Raw genomic sequence first — 16,951 nt, forward strand, 5'->3', positions numbered from 1 at the left:
CGGAGTTGGAGAAATTAATACTAGATCAAACTTTTAAAGGACAAAAGTATACAGAAGACCGGTTACCTAGAGCCGAATATGAGAATTGCACCTTTGTAAGTTGCGATTTTTCTAAAGGATACCTTGACAACCAAACCTTTTTAGAGTGTGAGTTTATAGATTGTAATTTAAGTAATGCGAATATTGTAAATACGACCTTTAAGGAGGTGAAATTTTCGCATTGCAAACTTATAGGTATTGCTTTTAATACCTGTAATACTTTTTTGATGGATTTTTCTTTTTTTGACTGCAATTTAAGTTTCTCCATTTTTACTGATTTAAAGCTAGTGGGTCAAGTCTTCATGTCTTGCAAAATGGAAGAAGTAGATTTTGGCGATTGTGATTTAAGTAAATCGAAGTTTGATGAGTGTGATTTAGAACGTGCTATTTTCTCAAGAACCAATCTTGAAAAAGCAGATTTAAGTACCGCATTAAATTTCAGTATAGATCCGGACAATAACACTATGGCAGGAGCCATCTTTTCAAAAGATAATTTATCGGGGTTATTACAAAAACACAAATTGAAGATTTTGAAATAAAAAATAATACCGACAGAGACTACTCTGCCGGTATTATCTTTTTTACAGACCTTGGGTTTTAAAACTATTCAATCGCAAAAACCCTCCAAATGACACCACCATCATCATCGTTTACTAATAAGGACCCATCTGGAGCAACAGTTACACCAACTGGGCGACCGTAAACTTCTCCTGCTTCTTCATCTGCAATAAAACCAGTTAAAAAATCAACGGGCTTTTTAGGTTTCCCGTCTTGAAAAGGAACAAATACCACTTTGTACCCGGCAAATTCCGCTCGGTTCCATGAACCATGTTGACCAACAAAGGCACCGTTCTTATACTCCTCAGGAAACTGTGAGTCAGTATAAAAAGTAAGCCCTAAAGAAGCTGTATGACTACCCAATGGAACATCTGGCACAATTGCCATATCTACAAGATTTTGATGTGGGTCATCTTCCCATCTTGGATCATTTATATTTCCATAATAGCTATAAGGCCATCCGTACCAACCACCTTTTTTAACGCTGGTAAGGTAATCGGGCACTAGATTATTGCCAATTTTATCACGTTCGTTCACTGCCGTCCATAACTCACCTGTAACCGGGTTCCAATCCATTCCCACAGGATTTCGAATACCACTTGCATATATAACTTCATCGGTACCTTCTGTGTTTACTTCTAAAATAGCAGCACGTCTTTTTTCTTTATCCATACCCTGTTCCCCTACATTACTTGCAGACCCTACAGAGATGTATAATTTATTGCCTTCTTTGTTCGCTATCACATTACGTGTCCAATGATTATTATAGCCACTAGCAGATAATGCTACAATTTTTTCGCCTTCTCCCTCAAGGGTATTTTGCCCTTCTTCATAGGCGAATCTGTAGAGTCCGTCTGTATTAGCGATATAAAAGAACCCGTCTAGTACCAACATACCTAAGTTTTGGTTGAGTCCTTCTTTGAACACATGACGTTCATCAACAACACCATCCATATCATTATCCCGTAACAACGTAATTCTATCGGCGCTGTTTTTGGTATTAGATTCCGCCACAAAAATATCATTATTAGGTGCCACATATGTCCACCTTGGGTGCTCTAGGTTTTCTGCAAATTTCATTACTTCAAACCCCTCTGGTGCCTTTGGCAATTTATTTGGTGGCCAAGCAATAATTTTACTGTTTTTAGTAACCGATTCAGAAGCATAAGGAGGCACTAATTCTAAAGGTCCAACAGCAGTTTCCACAACTGTAATTCCAGTATTTTTCCATTTCTCTTTTGTATTTTCAGATACACTCTTTTTACTGTTACAACCAACGAATAATGTTGTTGAAACAAGTAGATGTAGAATTGTTTTCATAATAAGGGTTTGCTCTCAAAATTATAGCAACGGAGCGAAAAATTAAATCATAAATACCTGTTTATAAATACTTTAACAGATAACCATGAAAATTCTGAAAAACCCCTATTTATACAATGTAAACAGATAAAATTCAACTTTTTCAGGTCAACATCATCAGGTTTAAATCAGTATAAAATTAGGTTGATTTGAAGCTAAAATTTAAATAAGTACCTTTCTACATCAATACTAAATGATGAATAAAGAAATAAAAGCAAAAATCATTAAGGTTTGTGATACTAAAATTGCGGCAAAAGGTGAAAACGTAGGGGTATCTTTCTATGCATTTTTTAAAAATAAGAATGACAATCCTGAGCTTTTAATGGAAGTAGCCCAATGGTGGATTTTAGAAAACAAATTGGACCATTTTGAAAAAGCGGTAAAAATTAAGGAAATGGTAAAATCGTTAAGCTAAAAAATAATGAGAAATACCTTAATTATTCTAATAGTACTAAGTTTATTCATCGCATGCGGCACCAAGAAGTTAAGCCGTAAAGAGACTGTCTCTACATATTATAATGCTTTTGATTCTGGCGACTTCAACAAGATAAAAGCTGTAATTCATGATAGCATCACATTAGTTTCCGGAGATTTTGTAATGCCTTTCAACAAAACAAGTTTTAAGGAATTCTATAAATGGGACTCCATATTTGAACCGACATATGAAATACTTCAATTGTCTGAAGACAACAATGATATTATCGCAACTATCACACAAAAGAATATCCGTAATGGATTTTTAAAGAATAATCCGTTAAAACTGCACATTAAAGTCTCTTTTGTAACAGGCAAAATAACAAAACTTGAAGAGTTAGATTACATTGATGTTAATTGGACAGCATGGAATCAAGAGAAAGATTCTTTAGTTGATTGGATAAAAGTTAATCACCCAGAACTAGATGGTTTTGTAAATGATATGACAATGACGGGAGCAATGAATTATTTGAAAGCGATTGAGTTGTTTGAGAAAAAGGGAAACTAGAAATTCAAAAATCACATCAACCTTAAGGCATTAAAGTAATGAACAAAGTACACCATACCGCTATCATTTGCTCAGATTACGAAATTTCCAAAAAATTCTATACCACTATTTTAGGCTTGGAAATAATTCGTGAAGTGTATCGGGAAGAACGGCAGTCGTATAAATTAGATTTAGCTTTAAACGGAGATTATATTATAGAGTTATTTTCTTTCCCCAATCCGCCAAAAAGACCTTCTAGACCAGAGTCATGTGGGTTACGTCATTTGGCTTTTGAGGTAGATGATTTGGAAAAAATTATAATACATTGTAAAAAGAATAATATCATTGCAGAGCCAATAAGGGTCGATGAGTTTACCAATAAGCGATTTACATTTATTGCAGATCCAGACGATTTACCCATAGAGTTTTATGAAAAATAAGCAGAAGCGTTTGTAAACGTTTAATTTGTATCTTGTTACAAATACCAGTACATGAAATATTTATTGCTTTTTCTTTTTTCTGCAACTTGTGTTTTACAAGCACAAAACACCATCTCCTACGAAGAAGGTATGGCGAGTCCCGATGCAAACCTCATTGATTTAGAATGGTTAGCTGGCCACTGGAAAGGAGAAGCCTTTGGAGGTATAGCCGAAGAAATTTGGAGTCCGCCCACAGATGGCACCATGATGTTTTCTTTCCGCCTCATCGATAAAGGCGCTGTAAGTTTTTATGAATTTGGTCATATAATTGAGATGGATGGCACATTATTGCTACAGCTAAAACATTTTGATGGTGATTTAGGTGGTTGGGAGCAAAAAGATGAAACCGTTGATTTTATACTTGTCAAAGTCGAAGAAAATAAATTTTACTTTGATGATTTCACCATTGAGCGTATTTCCGATACCGAAATAAATATGTATGTGGAAGTCAGCGAAGAGGAAGGCACTTCTAATGAAATAACATTCAACTACCATAGGCAATGAAAAGAGAATGTTTAGAATGCGGTTCTGAAGTTTTTGGCAGAATAGATAAAAAATTCTGTAATGATCATTGCCGTAATATTTACAACAACAAAGTGAACCCTGCTAGCAAGCAGTTAATACGTAATATCAACAATAGGTTACGTAAAAACTACCGTGTTCTTGATAGTTTCCATTTAAAGGATGGTAAAACAAAAACTACCGGCACCCGTTTGATCGATAAGGGGTTTGACTTTAACTATGTCACCAACCTATATACCACAAAAAAAGGTACCACCTATTATTTTCTTTATGACTTAGGATACTTACCACTCGACAATGACTATTACATGATCGTAAAACGCGAATAGCTGTTGGCTGTTGGCTGTTGGCTGTTGGCTGTTGGCTGTTGGCTGTTGGCTGTTGGCTGTTGGCTGTTGGCTGTTGGCTGTTGGCTGTATAAAGGCATAAAAAAGTCTCCTTGAAAGGAGACTTTTTTATTAATTAACTTCTTACTTTTTACTTTTCACCGTATACCTTGCAACTCCATTCTTAGCAATATCTATTTCCAATTATGTCCGCTTAGTTTCAGGGCGGCGATAACAATGTCTTTTCTACTAATTTGTCCCACTAAAATATCGTTTCGCATAACAGGTAATCTTCTTCTATTGTGTTGTGCAAAAATACCCGCAGCATCAAAAATAGAAATATCATGAGGAATTGTTTCCACCGTTTTGGTCATAAATTTTTCAACGCTTTTATCTAAAATTGGCTGATTAAAATATCTACTTTCAGAAATTTGTTTCATACAATCTGCCTCAGAGATGATTCCTACTAAAAACCCATTACTGTCTAAAACAGGTCCACCAGAAATACGATGCTTGGCAAATTTCTCCATTACGTCTAAAATTGAATCATCTGGCGAAAAAGTGATTAACTTAGTGGTCATGTAATCAGCTACCAAAATTGGAGCTTCAAATTCTTTTTTAAATACCTTTCTAACGCCTTGAAAGCTTTTGATTCCCATGATAGTATGTTTAGAGGTTGATTACTAAAGATAGTAAATAAAATGAGATTTGCTAAAAATATTCGTTGTATATCATTTTATACTCAAAATTTTAATACATTTTAGAAGAATATCGTAATTATGAAAAAAACGCCAACCGTATTAACTTTACTTCTTATTATTCTTGCCATTTATTGGAGTTTCAGGGTTCTTTTACCACAGTACACGGCAGGCGAAACCATTGACGAAACCCAATTTTCAACAGATAGAGCCCTAGTTCATGTAAAGGAAATGTCTAAAGAACCTCATGGGGTTGGTTTTCCGGCACATACTACAGTACGTAATTATATTGCAGACCAACTTCAGTTATTAGGACTTGAAACAACAATACAAGAAGGTTATACCGCTGGCGATTGGGGTAATTTAAGCAAAGCCGAAAATGTTCTTGCTAGAATTAAAGGTACAGAACCGGGCAAGGCACTGTTACTGCTTAGCCATTACGACAGTAATCCACATTCTTCTTTAGGTGCTAGTGATGCCGCAAGTGGAGTTGCCACTATTTTAGAAGGTGTTCGGGCATTCTTAAAAAACAATACCACTCCAAAAAACGACATCATCATAGTAATTTCAGATGCGGAGGAATTAGGCCTCAACGGTGCGTCTCTTTTTGTCAATAAATATGAATGGCTAAAAGATGTTGGACTTGTTTTAAATTTTGAGGCACGTGGTAGTGGTGGTCCTAGTTATATGCTGATGGAAACCAACAGAGGGAACAGTAAATTAATTTCCGAATTTATAGCTGCAAATCCGGCATATCCTGTAGCAAATTCATTAGCCTATAGTATTTATAAAATGTTACCTAACGACACCGATCTTACTGTATTTAGGGAAGATGCCGACATAGATGGTTTCAATTTTGCATTTATTGATGATCATTTTGATTACCATACCCAAATTGACAACTATGAAAGACTGGATAGAAATACCCTGGCGCACCAAGGCAGTTATTTAATGCCATTATTGACACATTTTAGCAATGCCGACCTTACGAATCTAAAAAGTATGGATGACAGCGTGTATTTCAATGTACCGTTTTTTAAAATGGTGTCTTATCCGTTTAGTTGGATAACGCCCATGCTGATTATTGCCATTGTCGTTTTTATAGTACTGTTGATTTTAGGTTTTAAGAAAAAAGTACTGAACGGAAAGGATATATTAAAAGGATGTATACCCGTATTGTTCACCCTAATCATTAATGGAGCTGTTGGATATTTTAGTTGGCAATTTTTAAAATGGCTCTACCCGGCATATCAAGATATTCTTCATGGATTCACTTATAATGGCCATGCATATATTTTTGCATTTACCCTTTTCTCTTTAGCCACTTGTTTTTATGCTTATTATAGATTTAGAGTTGTCAAAACAGCAAATTTATTAGTAGCGCCATTTATCATTTGGATTATTATTTGTGGCCTGGTCGCCACGTACCTAAAAGGGGCTTCCTTTTTTATTGTACCTCTATATAGCTTTTTGGTTGCTTTTTATGTGCACATTAACCAGAAAAACCCTGAACCTTTTTTATTATTATTCTTGGGCATACCTGCATTGTTCATTTTTGCTCCGTTCGTACAAATGTTTCCGATAGGCTTAGGACTCAAAATGATGGTAGCTACTACCATATTTACCACGTTAATTTTCTTTTTGTTACTTCCACTGGTATCAAAATACCGTAAAAAAGGTGCACTGGCTTTTTTGAGTTTCTTGCTGTTTGCAGGTTTTATGGTATCCGCTCATATGGATTCTAGTTTTACAAAAGACCGTCCAAAGCCAACGAGCTTATTATATGTATTAAATACTGATGAAAATACTGCTATGTGGGCAACCTACGAACGTAAATTATCTGACTGGACCGCACAATATATTATAGATAAACTAGCCGTGCCTCCAGCAGTAAACAAAACTATTAGTAGTAAATACGGTACCGATTTCACATATACCTATAAAGCTCCCTTAAAGGATATTCCGAAGCCTACCATTGAAGTACAAAAAGATACCATAAAGAACAATGTACGATCTATAAGCGTATGTATAACACCAAATAGAGACATTAACCGGTTAGAAGTATTTACAAATGAAATTGACATTTTAAAAGCAACCGTTAATGGTATTGAGCTGAATGAGTATTTTTTGAAAAATAGAAATGGCGGTAGGTTAATAACAAACTATATCAGCGATAAAAATTATACTGATATTACCTTAGAAATTTCACCAGAAACCGAACTGGAGCTTACCTTCTACGAAGCTTCTAATGACTTACTGGAAAATGATTTGTTCTCGATACCTGCACGTAGAGAAGACCAAATACCAATGCCCTTTGTGTTAAACGATGCCATAGTAACCGTACAAAAAATAAATTTTGATCAATAGAATAGGCGTTATTGGTTGCGGATGGCTTGGCTTGCCTCTTGCCGAAAGTTTGGTTGTTGAAGGGTTAAAGGTGAACGGCACTACCACATCACTGGATAAATTATCCGTTTTAAAGGAAAAAGGCATCAAACCATTTCAAATTTCCATATCCGAGAAGGAAATCAGTGGAAATATCGATGCTTTTCTTTCGTCCTTAGATGTCTTAATTATCAACATACCCCCCAAATTGAGAGGTAAAGGCCCGAAAGAAAGCTACATTGAAAAAATTAAATTGCTTCACAAGGCCATTAAAAGGTTGAACGTAAAAAATATCATCTTTGCAAGTAGTACGGCCGTCTATGGTGATATAAAAGGTGAGGTCACGGAAAAAACCGAACCGATACCCTCAACCGAATCTGGCAAACAATTATTGGAGTGTGAAAACCTTTTAAAAAGGGATCCCGAACTAAATAGCGTCATCATAAGATTTGGCGGATTAATAGGACCTAACAGACATCCTATTACGATGCTGTCGGGCAAGGAAAATCTAAGTGGCGGTAATGCTCCGGTCAATTTAATTCATTTAGATGATTGCATTGGTATAATTAAGAAAATCATAGAACATAATCATTTTAATGATGTCTTGAACGCCGTATATCCAGCGCATCCAACCAAAAAAACATACTATACCCAAGAAGCAGAGAAAAGGGGGCTTAAACCTCCAACTTATATAGCAACGGGCGAAAATCTAAAATTAATATCAATTTGTAGTATTTTTCTTATTAATAAGTATAATTTCCTTACCCCTATAAATTGATCATTGACCACACTTAATAACCCTTTCACAACAAAACCTCAAAAACAGCGTTAATATACTATTGGCATTCAGCTACTTACCGGCGTAATACATACCTTTGTCTAACAATTAAAAACCATAATGTTATGAAGAAAGATTTAATACGGGAGAGGGTTTTAGTTGAATTAGAGAAGCTCATCTCCCTAAGTTGTAAGAACCCGAACAGTTCTAAAAAGTATAAGGATTTACATATTGCACTATTAAAAAAATATTATAATGCAACGAACGTAACTATTGACTATCACCGCCACAGAATACAAATGGAGGCTATAGAAGATGATAGTCTTTATGACCCTAAAACGGTAAATACCTATTTACCCACTTTTTACACCAATTTATTGTTTACCAATCTATGTAACTTCCTGCTTTCTTGTTTAGAAAAAGATAATAAGAGTTTAGGTTTTTACACCCAATTGATAAACTCATTTAAAGCTTCGAAAAACAAGCTTGAATTGGCTTAAGAACTAGTATTATTTTTAATTATAAAGACGCCTAAATAGGCGTCTTTTTTTGTTTTGAACATTTAAACCTTTCCTTAACAAGATCATACAGAATAATTTAATAGTTTAGCGCACTTTAAAAGAATCGGAAAAATGAAAAAATCAGTTTTAATATTAGTAGCAGCCGTTTTACTATCTGGCAGTTATGGATATTCACAGACCAAATCAGAACTACTTAAACATTACGAAGCATTTTATGACCAAATGAGGTTACAGGGTGATGTTGATGGTGTTATTAATGCACTTACTCACTTAAACGTGCTATCGCCATCCAAGGAAAGAAATGATACCCTAGCTTATATCTATGCGAATGACAACCAACATCTACAAGCTTTAAATATTATCGGTATTGAAAAATTAGATTCTGACTCCAATTTGGCAATACAAGTAAAAGCGGTTTCGTTAAAGGCATTGAATCAACCAAAAAGAGCCTTAGAGCAATTTGAAGCTTTGTATGCAAGAGAGCCTAATGCCTACTTGGCATATGAACTTGCTGATCTTAAAGTACAAACAGGTGATAACGCCGGTGCCATGAAGCATGTGGAATATGGAATTGCCAATGCAAAGGACGATATGAAATATGCTTTTTACGAACGTCAACAACCTTATGAAGTACCTTTAAAAGCAGCTTTTATACATGTAAAAGCACTTATACAGTATAACATGGACAAAACCAATATAGATCAAGCGATAGCTACTTTAGACGAAGCTTTGGCTATCGATCCGAACTTTAATTTGGCAAGCTTAAGCAAACAAGCTTTGACTTCTAGAAAAGAAGCTCCGGAAGAAAAGAAATAACAAAATTCAATTTTTATAAAAAAGGCGAATCTTACTGATTCGCTTTTTTTATTTCTGCATTTTAAGCTCCTTCATGAGAAGGTCGTCTTTTTCTTTCTTTAGTTCAACAAGTTGATTTACCAATTCATTGGGTACTGCTATAGAAAGCACATAATGCGCCACTTTCCATTGACCATCAACCTTTTTTACAACACCTGAACCACGACAAATTTTCATTTGAGTATCTAATAGTTCATCGAACCAAGCTATATTACTAGTATCACTTACATAAATATTGCGTTCGATCGCAGTAAAATTCCAAGCTTTTCCCTTGTCAAAATAAGGTTTGGAAAAACTCTTAAATTCATCTCTCTGCCAATTTTCAGTAGCATCGGTACCAATGAAAACGGCATCCTCTGTCATTAGTCCGAAATAAGCATCGAAATCCGCTTCACCTGCAGCTTTATGCCAATTGTTCAACGCTTCGGTAATCTGCACCATATCATCATTTTGAGAAAAGACAAGGGTAGAGAACAGTATTATTAATAGACTAATTTTCTTCATTTTTGAGTAATTCTTCTGGCAACGTATTGTTGACCACAACGTTAAATTGATTTCTAAGTGCATTATAAGCGGTAATCATCTGAATCATAGATTCAGTAGGATTCTGTCTATATTCCAAATCGCCCTTGGTTTTTAAAACATAGGTCTTGAACAGTTTTTGTCTTCCTTTTACCTGCTGAATATCAAATTTAGGAGGGTATTCACTTTCTTCTAGTTTTTTTTGATTCTCTATAATTTCATCGATTACAAGCTCAAAATCTTCAATGTATTCAGAAGTATACATCTTATCGAAACTTTTATCCAAGGCATTATATTCCAACCAATCTTTTAAAATGGCATTTGCCTTAGTATTTACACCAATTTTATTGGGTAGGCTGTCTTTTGTTCCTTCCCAAAGAGATTCATGGACAATATCAAGTTCTTTTGCTTCCTCCTTACAAGAGGCAAGTAGCACCACGAGTGATAAAAAATAGATAATTTTGGACATAAGCGAATGTACAAATTTTAAGAAAAGGTATCTTTATCTCAAATTCATTTAACGTAAAATTTAATGCCAAAATATATATTGATTATTGGGGCCTGTGGTCAAATTGGAACGGAATTAACTTTAACTCTAAGAGAAAAACACGGAGGTGATCATGTTATTGCCAGTGATATTAGAGAGGGTAACGATGAATTAATGCAATCTGGACCTTTTGAAATTTTAGACGCTACCAATTATGATGCCTTGGAAGAGGTAATCGCCTACTATGAAATTTCTGAGGTGTATTTAATGGCGGCCATGTTGAGCGCTACCGCAGAAAAATTCCCCATGCGTGCTTGGAACTTGAATATGAATACGTTGTTCAATGTATTGAATTTAGCTAAAGAGAAAAAAATAGATAAGATTTTCTGGCCATCCAGTATTGCCGTTTTTGGTCCGAATACACCCAAAGATGACACTCCTCAAAATACCATTATGGAACCAAGTACGGTTTACGGAATAAGTAAACAGAGCGGTGAACGTTGGTGTGAATATTATTTCAACAAGTTCAATGTTGATGTAAGAAGTATACGTTACCCAGGGCTTATTAGTTGGAAAACCATGCCCGGTGGCGGCACTACGGATTATGCCGTTGAAATTTATCATAAAGCACTTGCAGAAAAATCATACACTTGCTTTTTAGAAGAGGATACCAAATTACCCATGATGTTCATGGACGATGCCATACGTGCCACTTTACAAATCATGGAAGCACCTGAAGAAAACATTAAAGAACGTTCTGCCTACAATTTAGCTGCTATGAGTTTTACGCCAAAGGAAATGGCGGAAAGTATTAAAGCTGTTATTCCTGAATTTAAAATAACCTACGAACCGGATTTTAGACAAGAAATCGCTAATTCGTGGCCAAGCAGTATAGATGATAGCAAAGCACAAAAAGACTGGAACTGGAAAGCGGAATTTGACCTTGAAAAAACAACAAAAGCAATGTTAGAAAATTTGAAGAACAGGGTGTAGCCTGTTCTTCAAAATAAATTAGTTGGTAAATTTCAATCGCTTTTCAATTGCCATAATCATAGCATTGGCAATGTCTTTACCCGTAGCGTTTTCAATACCTTCTAGTCCCGGTGAAGAGTTGACTTCTAATAATAACGGTCCTTTATTGGAGCGAATAATATCTACACCTGCAACGGCTAGGTTCAATACCTTGGCTGCCTTTAACGCCAGCTTTTTCTCGTCTGCAGTAATTTTGATAATAGAAGCCTTACCACCTTGGTGAATATTGGCCCTAAACTCCCCTTTTTGGGCTTGGCGCTGCATACTGGCAACTACCCTACCGTTTACCACGAAACAACGAATATCTTGCCCGTTTGCTTCTTTAATAAACTCCTGTACCAAAATGTTTGTATTAACACTTTTAAAGGCATTGATAACACTTTCTGCCGCCTTGTTGGTTTCCGCCAAAACAACACCTTTGCCTTGCGTACTTTCCAGAAGTTTAATAATCAACGGCGCACCGTTTACCATTTTTATCAGGTCTTTGGTATCCATAGGTGATTTTGCAAATCCGGTTATCGGTATATGAATATCATGATTAGAGAATAATTGAGAGGCGAACAACTTATCCCTTGACTGTGTAATTGCCTCTGCCGAGTTCTGACAGTATACCCCTAGATTATTAAATTGACGAATTAACGCACAACCATAAAACGTAACCGATGGTTTAATTCTTGGTATTACGGCATCATACTCTTTTAAGATGATACCACCTCTATATCTTATTTCGGGAGAATGGGCATCGAGCTTCATATAGGCTTGCTCAACATTTAAAAAATGTATTTCATGACCTCTAGCCTCCGCAGCCTCAACAATTCTTTTATTACTATATAGATTAGGATTACTGGCTAGCAATGCAATTTTTAACCCTGTTTTCTCCTTAAAATAAGGTGCATAAAACGTATTGATCTCTTTATCTTCAAAAGATTGTAATTGATAGTTTACGGCAGGGTTTACAATAAAACGTTCGTTTAAGGCCTCTCTACCCAAAAGCATACGAAATTCCATCGTATCTCTATTGGCCAATGTAAGCTCAATATCAAAAGTAGCATCTCCTAAAGTTATTGGTGTTTTAATAACCAATCGTTCTTCTGAAATACCAGATGAACTTTTAACCATACGGCGGGCAATTAACCTTGCTTGACATTCTATGGCTATACTGCGGTTTTCTTGTAGCGGACTTACCTCAAATTTTACCCATTCTTGACCACCTTTAGATACTATTTTAATGTTTGTAGCCTGTATAGAAGACGTCTTTGCACCAGAATCTACCCTAGCTTTTATTGCCGGTATTCCTAATTCATTAAAAACACACCACTCTTCACTACCTATTATCTTTAAATTATCCAATTTTGTTTGTTTTTGACCCCTAAATATAGGGGCTTTCTTATTTCTTTTTTAACTCAAATAAATCTATTCTTCTATCGCGAAGATTACGTACCGCACCAAACTGATTTAGTTCACGAAGCAAACTAATATCGACATCGGCAATTAAGATCATTTCTGTATTCGGTGTTGCCTCTGCCTTAACTCCGTTAGTCGGGAATGAAAAATCGCACGGTGTAAACACCATAGATTGTGCAAACTGAATATCCATATTCTGTACATTGGGCAAGTTACCAACACTACCGGCAATAGCAACGTAACATTCATTTTCTATTGCCCTTGCCTGAGCACAATGACGAACTCTTGAGTATCCGTTCTGCGTATCGGTCAAAAAGGGAACGAACAAAATATCCATACCCTCATCTGCCAATAGACGACTTAATTCGGGAAATTCTGAATCGTAGCAAACCAACACGCCTATTTTACCACAATCGGTATCAAAAGCCTTTAATTGGTTACCACCTTGCATACCCCAAACTTTGGCTTCATCTGGAGTTACATGTAATTTTTCATAACGCTCCATGCTTCCGTCTCGTCTACATAAATAACCTACGTTGTACAAACGCCCATCGATTACCTCGGGCATACTACCTGTAATAATGTTGATGTTGTACGATATGGAAAACTCTGAGAATTTTTGGGCTATTGCCTGTGTATGTTTTGCCAGTTCCCGAATGGCATCGGGCGTAGACATGTGATTGTTCACTGCCATTAAAGGGGCATTAAAAAACTCAGGAAACAACGCAAAATCTGAACGATAGCCAGAAACCGCATCTATAAAATATTCTGCCTGCTCCAATAGCTCGTCCAAATCTTTATAAGGTCTCATTTGCCACTGGATCAACCCTAATCTAATTACTGTTTTCTTTGTAGCCGCTTTTTTAGAAGGCTTTTGATAGTAGATATTATCCCACTCCATCAAAATAGCGAAATCTTGAGAAGCCTTGTCACCATCTAAATACCCTTTCATCACTTTTGCAGGATGAAAGTCATTACTAATTTGAAAGTTTAGAACTGGATCTTGAATTTCTTTTCTACGAACCTTATCTATATATTCTTTTGGAGACAATTCTGATGCATAGGCATGGTAATTAGGCATACGACCTCCAAAAACAATACTCTTTAAGTTTAACTTTTCACAAAGTTCTTTTCTATAATCGTACAAACGACGACCTAAACGTAACCCCCTAAAACTTGGTTTTATAAATACTTCAATACCATAAAGCACATCGCCCTCATCATCATGGGTGTCAAAAGAATACTTGCCGGTAATTTGCTCGTAAGTATGGGTATCATCAAAAGCATCATAATCTACCACAATTGATAAGGCTACACCTGCAAGTTGACCATTGATCTTAATTACAACCTGACCTTCAGGAAATTTTTCGATCAAAGATTTAATATGTTTCTCTTTCCAATAAGAGCCGGGCATATTGGTATAGGCAGAAATCATAGCAGTTTTCAGTTCTTGATAATCATCAAGATCTAAAAACTTTAATTCAATATTTTCAATTTCGTCGATTTTCATTTATCTGTTGTAAGTACAACGATATTAGTTTATAGTTTTAAATGGAAAGCAGTTTTTGGGCTAACCCAAGTGGTATTCGGAAAAACATATTTTTCTCCAAGTAAGAGAAAAAAATATACACCGGTCTACAGAAAGCAGACCGGAAATATCATTTGTATATACGTGATCAAACTTAGATTAAAATACATTTAATCTTAATCATCACCATCAACCATATCCTCTGGATCTGGCTCTACTACCGCTGTTGGATCATCATCGTCAAAATCTTCATAGTCATCTTCATCATAATTCTCCATTGTATACTCAAGTTTGGCACTGATTTTAACCAAATACTTGGTGTCTTCGGTTAAAACCTCAACCGCTTCAATACGTTCTCCTTGAGCATTTCTAAAGGAGATTATATTACGGTCGTCATATCCATCAGGATATTTGTCTACCAACAGTTTTAAAACTTCTGGCGTCAACTTTTTAAAGTCCACGATTACTCTTTTTAAGTGTGCGTTCTTGTCCATAATTACATGTCTAATAGGTAAGCAAAAATTAATGGTGCAACAATCGTCGCATCGCTTTCAATAATATATTTGGGTGTATTGATATCTAATTTTCCCCAGGTAATTTTTTCATTTGGCACTGCACCTGAGTACGAACCATAACTTGTTGTACTGTCGCTAATTTGACAGAAATAGCTCCAAAACGGAGTGTCGGTTCGTTCCATATCTTGATATAGCATCGGCACAACACAAATAGGGAAATCGCCCGCGATACCACCACCAATTTGGAAGAATCCGATTCCATTTTCAGAATTATCGGTATACCAATCTGCCAAGAACGTCATGTACTCGATACCAGATTTCATGGTACTCGCTTTCAACTCCCCCTTCATTACATACGATGCAAAAATGTTACCCATGGTACTATCTTCCCAACCTGGGCAAATGATAGGCAGGTTTTTTTCTGCAGCTGCATACATCCACGAATCTTTAAGGTCAATTTCATAATATTCTTCCAAGACACCCGAAAGCAACATTTTGTACATAAATTCATGTGGTAAATAACGCTCTCCCTTATCATCGGCATCTTTCCAGATTTTAAAAATATGCTCTTGTAATCTTCTAAAAGCCTCTTCTTCTGGTATACAGGTATCCGTAACACGATTCAGTCCTTTTTCCAACAGGTCCCACTCATCTTGCGGAGTCAAGTCTCTGTAATTAGGCACACGCTTGTAATGAGAATGTGCTACCAAATTCATGATATCTTCCTCAAGGTTAGCACCCGTACAGGAAATGATCTGCACCTTATCTTGACGTATAACCTCTGCAAAGATTTTACCTAATTCTGCGGTGGACATAGCACCAGCCAACGAAACCAACATTTTGGCTCCATTTTCCAACTGTTCTTCATACCCCTTTGCGGCATCGACCAAGGCAGCGGCATTAAAATGTAAATAGTATTTTTCTATAAAATTGGTGATCGCACCTTTAGTCTTCGTCATCTTCGAATCTTGAATTTGTATTTGCTTTATAATCTACATCAAAAGTATTGTCATACTCTTGATCAAAATCTTGCCCCGCAAATTTATAGCTGAGCATCTTGTAATATAATTTTGCCGCCAAGAAGTCTGACGATCTATCATTTTCGTTAGGGCAAAGCTCAACAATGTCGAAACCTACCACGTTCTTATCTTCAAAAACCTGTTTTAAAAACTCAATGGTCTCGTACCAAAGTAATCCGCCTGGTTCTGGAGTGCCGGTAGATGGCATTATAGAAGGGTCAAAAGCATCTAGGTCGAATGTAATAAATACATTGTCCGTCATGGCTTCGATCACCTTATCTGACCAATATTCATCAGCGATCATATCATGTGCAAAGAAGGTTTTTTCCTCATCCATTACCGTTTTTTCAATGGCATCCATAGAACGAATACCTACTTGAATTAAATTAGTGGTCTGGCTAGCTTCATAAACTGCACAGGCATGGTTATACTTGGTACCTTCGTAAGATTCCCTAAGATCTGCATGTGCATCTATCTGCAACACCGTTAAATTATCGAAACACTCATTAAAGGCACGTATAGAACCAATAGATATAGAATGTTCACCACCAAAAAGAGTTACAAACTTGTTACGTTTAATAAAGTCTTTGGTAATGTTATGCACTTCATTCACCATAGCCTCAGGAGAGCTATTCTCAGTTATTGGCTCAGTTAAATGAATACCTTGTTTGTAAACTTCAGAGTCGGTTTCAATATCATACAATTCCATGTTTTCTGAAGCTTCCAAAAAAGCATCAGGACCTTTGTCCGCTCCTTTACCCCATGTACTGGTTCCGTCATAGGGAACAGGTATCAAGATAATTTTTGATTTTTCTAGTTGCGCGAATTCATCGGAAATACCGGCATAATTCTTAGATGTACTCATGATATATTAGCTATTGTTAAGTGGTTTTTTAGTAATATTTTCAATTTTATATACGTAATTCTGTTTGTATCGGTCTTTGTTATCCCGTTCTTTTTCTT

At 36.0% G+C, this 16,951-nt stretch carries 20 protein-coding genes; 11 read left to right on the top strand and 9 right to left on the bottom strand.

Translation table 11 applies throughout. From position 1 onward, the window contains the following. Positions 1–5 precede the first annotated feature (5 nt). Positions 6–578, top strand: coding sequence for a pentapeptide repeat-containing protein (locus DCS95_RS16085; RefSeq protein WP_116771818.1), 573 nt, complete (start codon positions 6–8; stop codon positions 576–578). 64 nt (positions 579–642) lie between these two features. On the opposite strand, the gene DCS95_RS16090 is transcribed toward DCS95_RS16085, so the two are convergent. Next, a complete protein-coding gene (locus DCS95_RS16090; RefSeq protein WP_116771819.1) occupies positions 643–1,917 on the bottom strand; it encodes a PQQ-dependent sugar dehydrogenase in 1,275 nt (424 codons plus the stop codon). 235 nt (positions 1,918–2,152) lie between these two features. On the opposite strand from DCS95_RS16090, the gene DCS95_RS16095 reads away from it, so the two are divergent. The 5 genes from DCS95_RS16095 to DCS95_RS16115 are packed head-to-tail and all read left to right on the top strand — an operon-like array spanning position 2,153 to position 4,247. Further along, positions 2,153–2,371 (top strand): DUF6500 family protein, encoded by a 219-nt coding sequence (locus DCS95_RS16095; protein WP_116771974.1) that lies wholly within the window; start codon positions 2,153–2,155, stop codon positions 2,369–2,371. A 6-nt stretch (positions 2,372–2,377) separates the two neighbouring features. Continuing rightward, entirely contained in the window at positions 2,378–2,938 is a 561-nt protein-coding gene (locus tag DCS95_RS16100) for a nuclear transport factor 2-like protein (RefSeq protein ID WP_116771820.1), read from the top strand. Between the two features lie 38 nt (positions 2,939–2,976). Next, positions 2,977–3,357, top strand: coding sequence for an SMU1112c/YaeR family gloxylase I-like metalloprotein (gene gloA2, locus DCS95_RS16105; RefSeq protein ID WP_208630767.1), 381 nt, complete (start codon positions 2,977–2,979; stop codon positions 3,355–3,357). 51 nt (positions 3,358–3,408) lie between these two features. After that, positions 3,409–3,900: a DUF6265 family protein gene (locus DCS95_RS16110; protein ID WP_116771822.1), complete on the top strand. Its 492-nt coding sequence runs from the start codon at positions 3,409–3,411 to the stop codon at positions 3,898–3,900. Beyond that, complete coding sequence (locus tag DCS95_RS16115) at positions 3,897–4,247, top strand: hypothetical protein (protein WP_116771823.1); 351 nt, start codon at positions 3,897–3,899, stop codon at positions 4,245–4,247. The genes DCS95_RS16110 and DCS95_RS16115 overlap by 4 nt, the downstream gene beginning before the upstream one ends. A gap of 191 nt (positions 4,248–4,438) precedes the next feature. Here the strand turns inward: DCS95_RS16115 and DCS95_RS16120 are convergent, their stop codons facing one another. Further along, entirely contained in the window at positions 4,439–4,903 is a 465-nt protein-coding gene (locus tag DCS95_RS16120; RefSeq protein WP_116771824.1) for a CBS domain-containing protein, read from the bottom strand. Positions 4,904–5,023: 120 nt separating this feature from the next. On the opposite strand from DCS95_RS16120, the gene DCS95_RS16125 reads away from it, so the two are divergent. The 4 genes from DCS95_RS16125 (at position 5,024) to DCS95_RS16140 (ending at position 9,442) form a co-directional block, all read left to right on the top strand. Then, on the top strand, positions 5,024–7,309 hold the full coding sequence (locus DCS95_RS16125; protein WP_116771825.1) for a M28 family peptidase: 2,286 nt from the start codon (positions 5,024–5,026) through the stop codon (positions 7,307–7,309). Beyond that, entirely contained in the window at positions 7,299–8,105 is an 807-nt protein-coding gene (locus DCS95_RS16130) for an SDR family oxidoreductase (protein WP_116771826.1), read from the top strand. Before DCS95_RS16125 ends, DCS95_RS16130 begins: the two co-directional genes overlap by 11 nt. A gap of 125 nt (positions 8,106–8,230) precedes the next feature. Then, entirely contained in the window at positions 8,231–8,605 is a 375-nt protein-coding gene (locus tag DCS95_RS16135; RefSeq protein ID WP_116771827.1) for a hypothetical protein, read from the top strand. 132 nt (positions 8,606–8,737) lie between these two features. Continuing rightward, positions 8,738–9,442 (top strand): tetratricopeptide repeat protein, encoded by a 705-nt coding sequence (locus DCS95_RS16140; RefSeq protein ID WP_116771828.1) that lies wholly within the window; start codon positions 8,738–8,740, stop codon positions 9,440–9,442. Between the two features lie 48 nt (positions 9,443–9,490). Here the strand turns inward: DCS95_RS16140 and DCS95_RS16145 are convergent, their stop codons facing one another. Both DCS95_RS16145 and DCS95_RS16150 read right to left on the bottom strand, forming a co-directional pair. Beyond that, complete coding sequence (locus DCS95_RS16145; RefSeq protein WP_116771829.1) at positions 9,491–9,985, bottom strand: nuclear transport factor 2 family protein; 495 nt, start codon at positions 9,983–9,985, stop codon at positions 9,491–9,493. Then, complete coding sequence (locus tag DCS95_RS16150; protein WP_116771830.1) at positions 9,972–10,472, bottom strand: hypothetical protein; 501 nt, start codon at positions 10,470–10,472, stop codon at positions 9,972–9,974. Before DCS95_RS16150 ends, DCS95_RS16145 begins: the two co-directional genes overlap by 14 nt. 63 nt (positions 10,473–10,535) lie before the next feature. Between DCS95_RS16150 and DCS95_RS16155 the strand changes: the two genes are divergently transcribed. Further along, positions 10,536–11,483, top strand: a complete 948-nt coding sequence (locus DCS95_RS16155) for an NAD-dependent epimerase/dehydratase family protein (protein ID WP_116771831.1) — start codon at positions 10,536–10,538, stop codon at positions 11,481–11,483. 18 nt (positions 11,484–11,501) lie between these two features. On the opposite strand, the gene rimK is transcribed toward DCS95_RS16155, so the two are convergent. From rimK to speB, 5 genes are all read right to left on the bottom strand, one after another. Next, entirely contained in the window at positions 11,502–12,872 is a 1,371-nt protein-coding gene (rimK, locus tag DCS95_RS16160) for a 30S ribosomal protein S6--L-glutamate ligase (RefSeq protein ID WP_116771832.1), read from the bottom strand. A 37-nt stretch (positions 12,873–12,909) separates the two neighbouring features. Continuing rightward, complete coding sequence (locus DCS95_RS16165) at positions 12,910–14,436, bottom strand: bifunctional GNAT family N-acetyltransferase/carbon-nitrogen hydrolase family protein (protein WP_116771833.1); 1,527 nt, start codon at positions 14,434–14,436, stop codon at positions 12,910–12,912. Between the two features lie 194 nt (positions 14,437–14,630). Further along, the gene (locus DCS95_RS16170; RefSeq protein WP_116771834.1) at positions 14,631–14,948 is read right to left on the bottom strand and encodes a hypothetical protein; all 318 of its coding nucleotides are present in this window, start codon (positions 14,946–14,948) and stop codon (positions 14,631–14,633) included. A 2-nt stretch (positions 14,949–14,950) separates the two neighbouring features. Next, complete coding sequence (locus tag DCS95_RS16175; RefSeq protein WP_116771835.1) at positions 14,951–15,928, bottom strand: deoxyhypusine synthase family protein; 978 nt, start codon at positions 15,926–15,928, stop codon at positions 14,951–14,953. Then, on the bottom strand, positions 15,915–16,853 hold the full coding sequence (gene speB, locus DCS95_RS16180) for an agmatinase (protein ID WP_116771836.1): 939 nt from the start codon (positions 16,851–16,853) through the stop codon (positions 15,915–15,917). The genes DCS95_RS16175 and speB overlap by 14 nt, the downstream gene beginning before the upstream one ends. Positions 16,854–16,951: the final 98 nt, after the last annotated feature.

It is taken from the genome of Maribacter litoralis (assembly GCF_003075045.1).
GTDB classification, from domain to species: domain Bacteria; phylum Bacteroidota; class Bacteroidia; order Flavobacteriales; family Flavobacteriaceae; genus Maribacter; species Maribacter litoralis.

Bases quoted from the DNA above. Each gene is read 5' to 3' on its own strand.
- DCS95_RS16115 (WP_116771823.1), top strand. From the start codon at position 3,897: ATGAAAAGAGAATGTTTAGAATGCGGTTCTGAAGTTTTTGGCAGAATA.
- DCS95_RS16120 (WP_116771824.1), bottom strand. From the start codon at position 4,903: ATGGGAATCAAAAGCTTTCAAGGCGTTAGAAAGGTATTTAAAAAAGAA.
- speB (WP_116771836.1), bottom strand. From the start codon at position 16,853: ATGAGTACATCTAAGAATTATGCCGGTATTTCCGATGAATTCGCGCAA.
- DCS95_RS16125 (WP_116771825.1), top strand. From the start codon at position 5,024: ATGAAAAAAACGCCAACCGTATTAACTTTACTTCTTATTATTCTTGCC.
- DCS95_RS16165 (WP_116771833.1), bottom strand. From the start codon at position 14,436: ATGAAAATCGACGAAATTGAAAATATTGAATTAAAGTTTTTAGATCTT.
- DCS95_RS16110 (WP_116771822.1), top strand. From the start codon at position 3,409: ATGAAATATTTATTGCTTTTTCTTTTTTCTGCAACTTGTGTTTTACAA.
- gloA2 (WP_208630767.1), top strand. From the start codon at position 2,977: ATGAACAAAGTACACCATACCGCTATCATTTGCTCAGATTACGAAATT.
- DCS95_RS16175 (WP_116771835.1), bottom strand. From the start codon at position 15,928: ATGACGAAGACTAAAGGTGCGATCACCAATTTTATAGAAAAATACTAT.
- DCS95_RS16135 (WP_116771827.1), top strand. From the start codon at position 8,231: ATGAAGAAAGATTTAATACGGGAGAGGGTTTTAGTTGAATTAGAGAAG.
- DCS95_RS16090 (WP_116771819.1), bottom strand. From the start codon at position 1,917: ATGAAAACAATTCTACATCTACTTGTTTCAACAACATTATTCGTTGGT.
- DCS95_RS16140 (WP_116771828.1), top strand. From the start codon at position 8,738: ATGAAAAAATCAGTTTTAATATTAGTAGCAGCCGTTTTACTATCTGGC.
- DCS95_RS16170 (WP_116771834.1), bottom strand. From the start codon at position 14,948: ATGGACAAGAACGCACACTTAAAAAGAGTAATCGTGGACTTTAAAAAG.
- DCS95_RS16095 (WP_116771974.1), top strand. From the start codon at position 2,153: ATGAATAAAGAAATAAAAGCAAAAATCATTAAGGTTTGTGATACTAAA.
- DCS95_RS16155 (WP_116771831.1), top strand. From the start codon at position 10,536: ATGCCAAAATATATATTGATTATTGGGGCCTGTGGTCAAATTGGAACG.
- DCS95_RS16150 (WP_116771830.1), bottom strand. From the start codon at position 10,472: ATGTCCAAAATTATCTATTTTTTATCACTCGTGGTGCTACTTGCCTCT.
- DCS95_RS16145 (WP_116771829.1), bottom strand. From the start codon at position 9,985: ATGAAGAAAATTAGTCTATTAATAATACTGTTCTCTACCCTTGTCTTT.
- DCS95_RS16100 (WP_116771820.1), top strand. From the start codon at position 2,378: ATGAGAAATACCTTAATTATTCTAATAGTACTAAGTTTATTCATCGCA.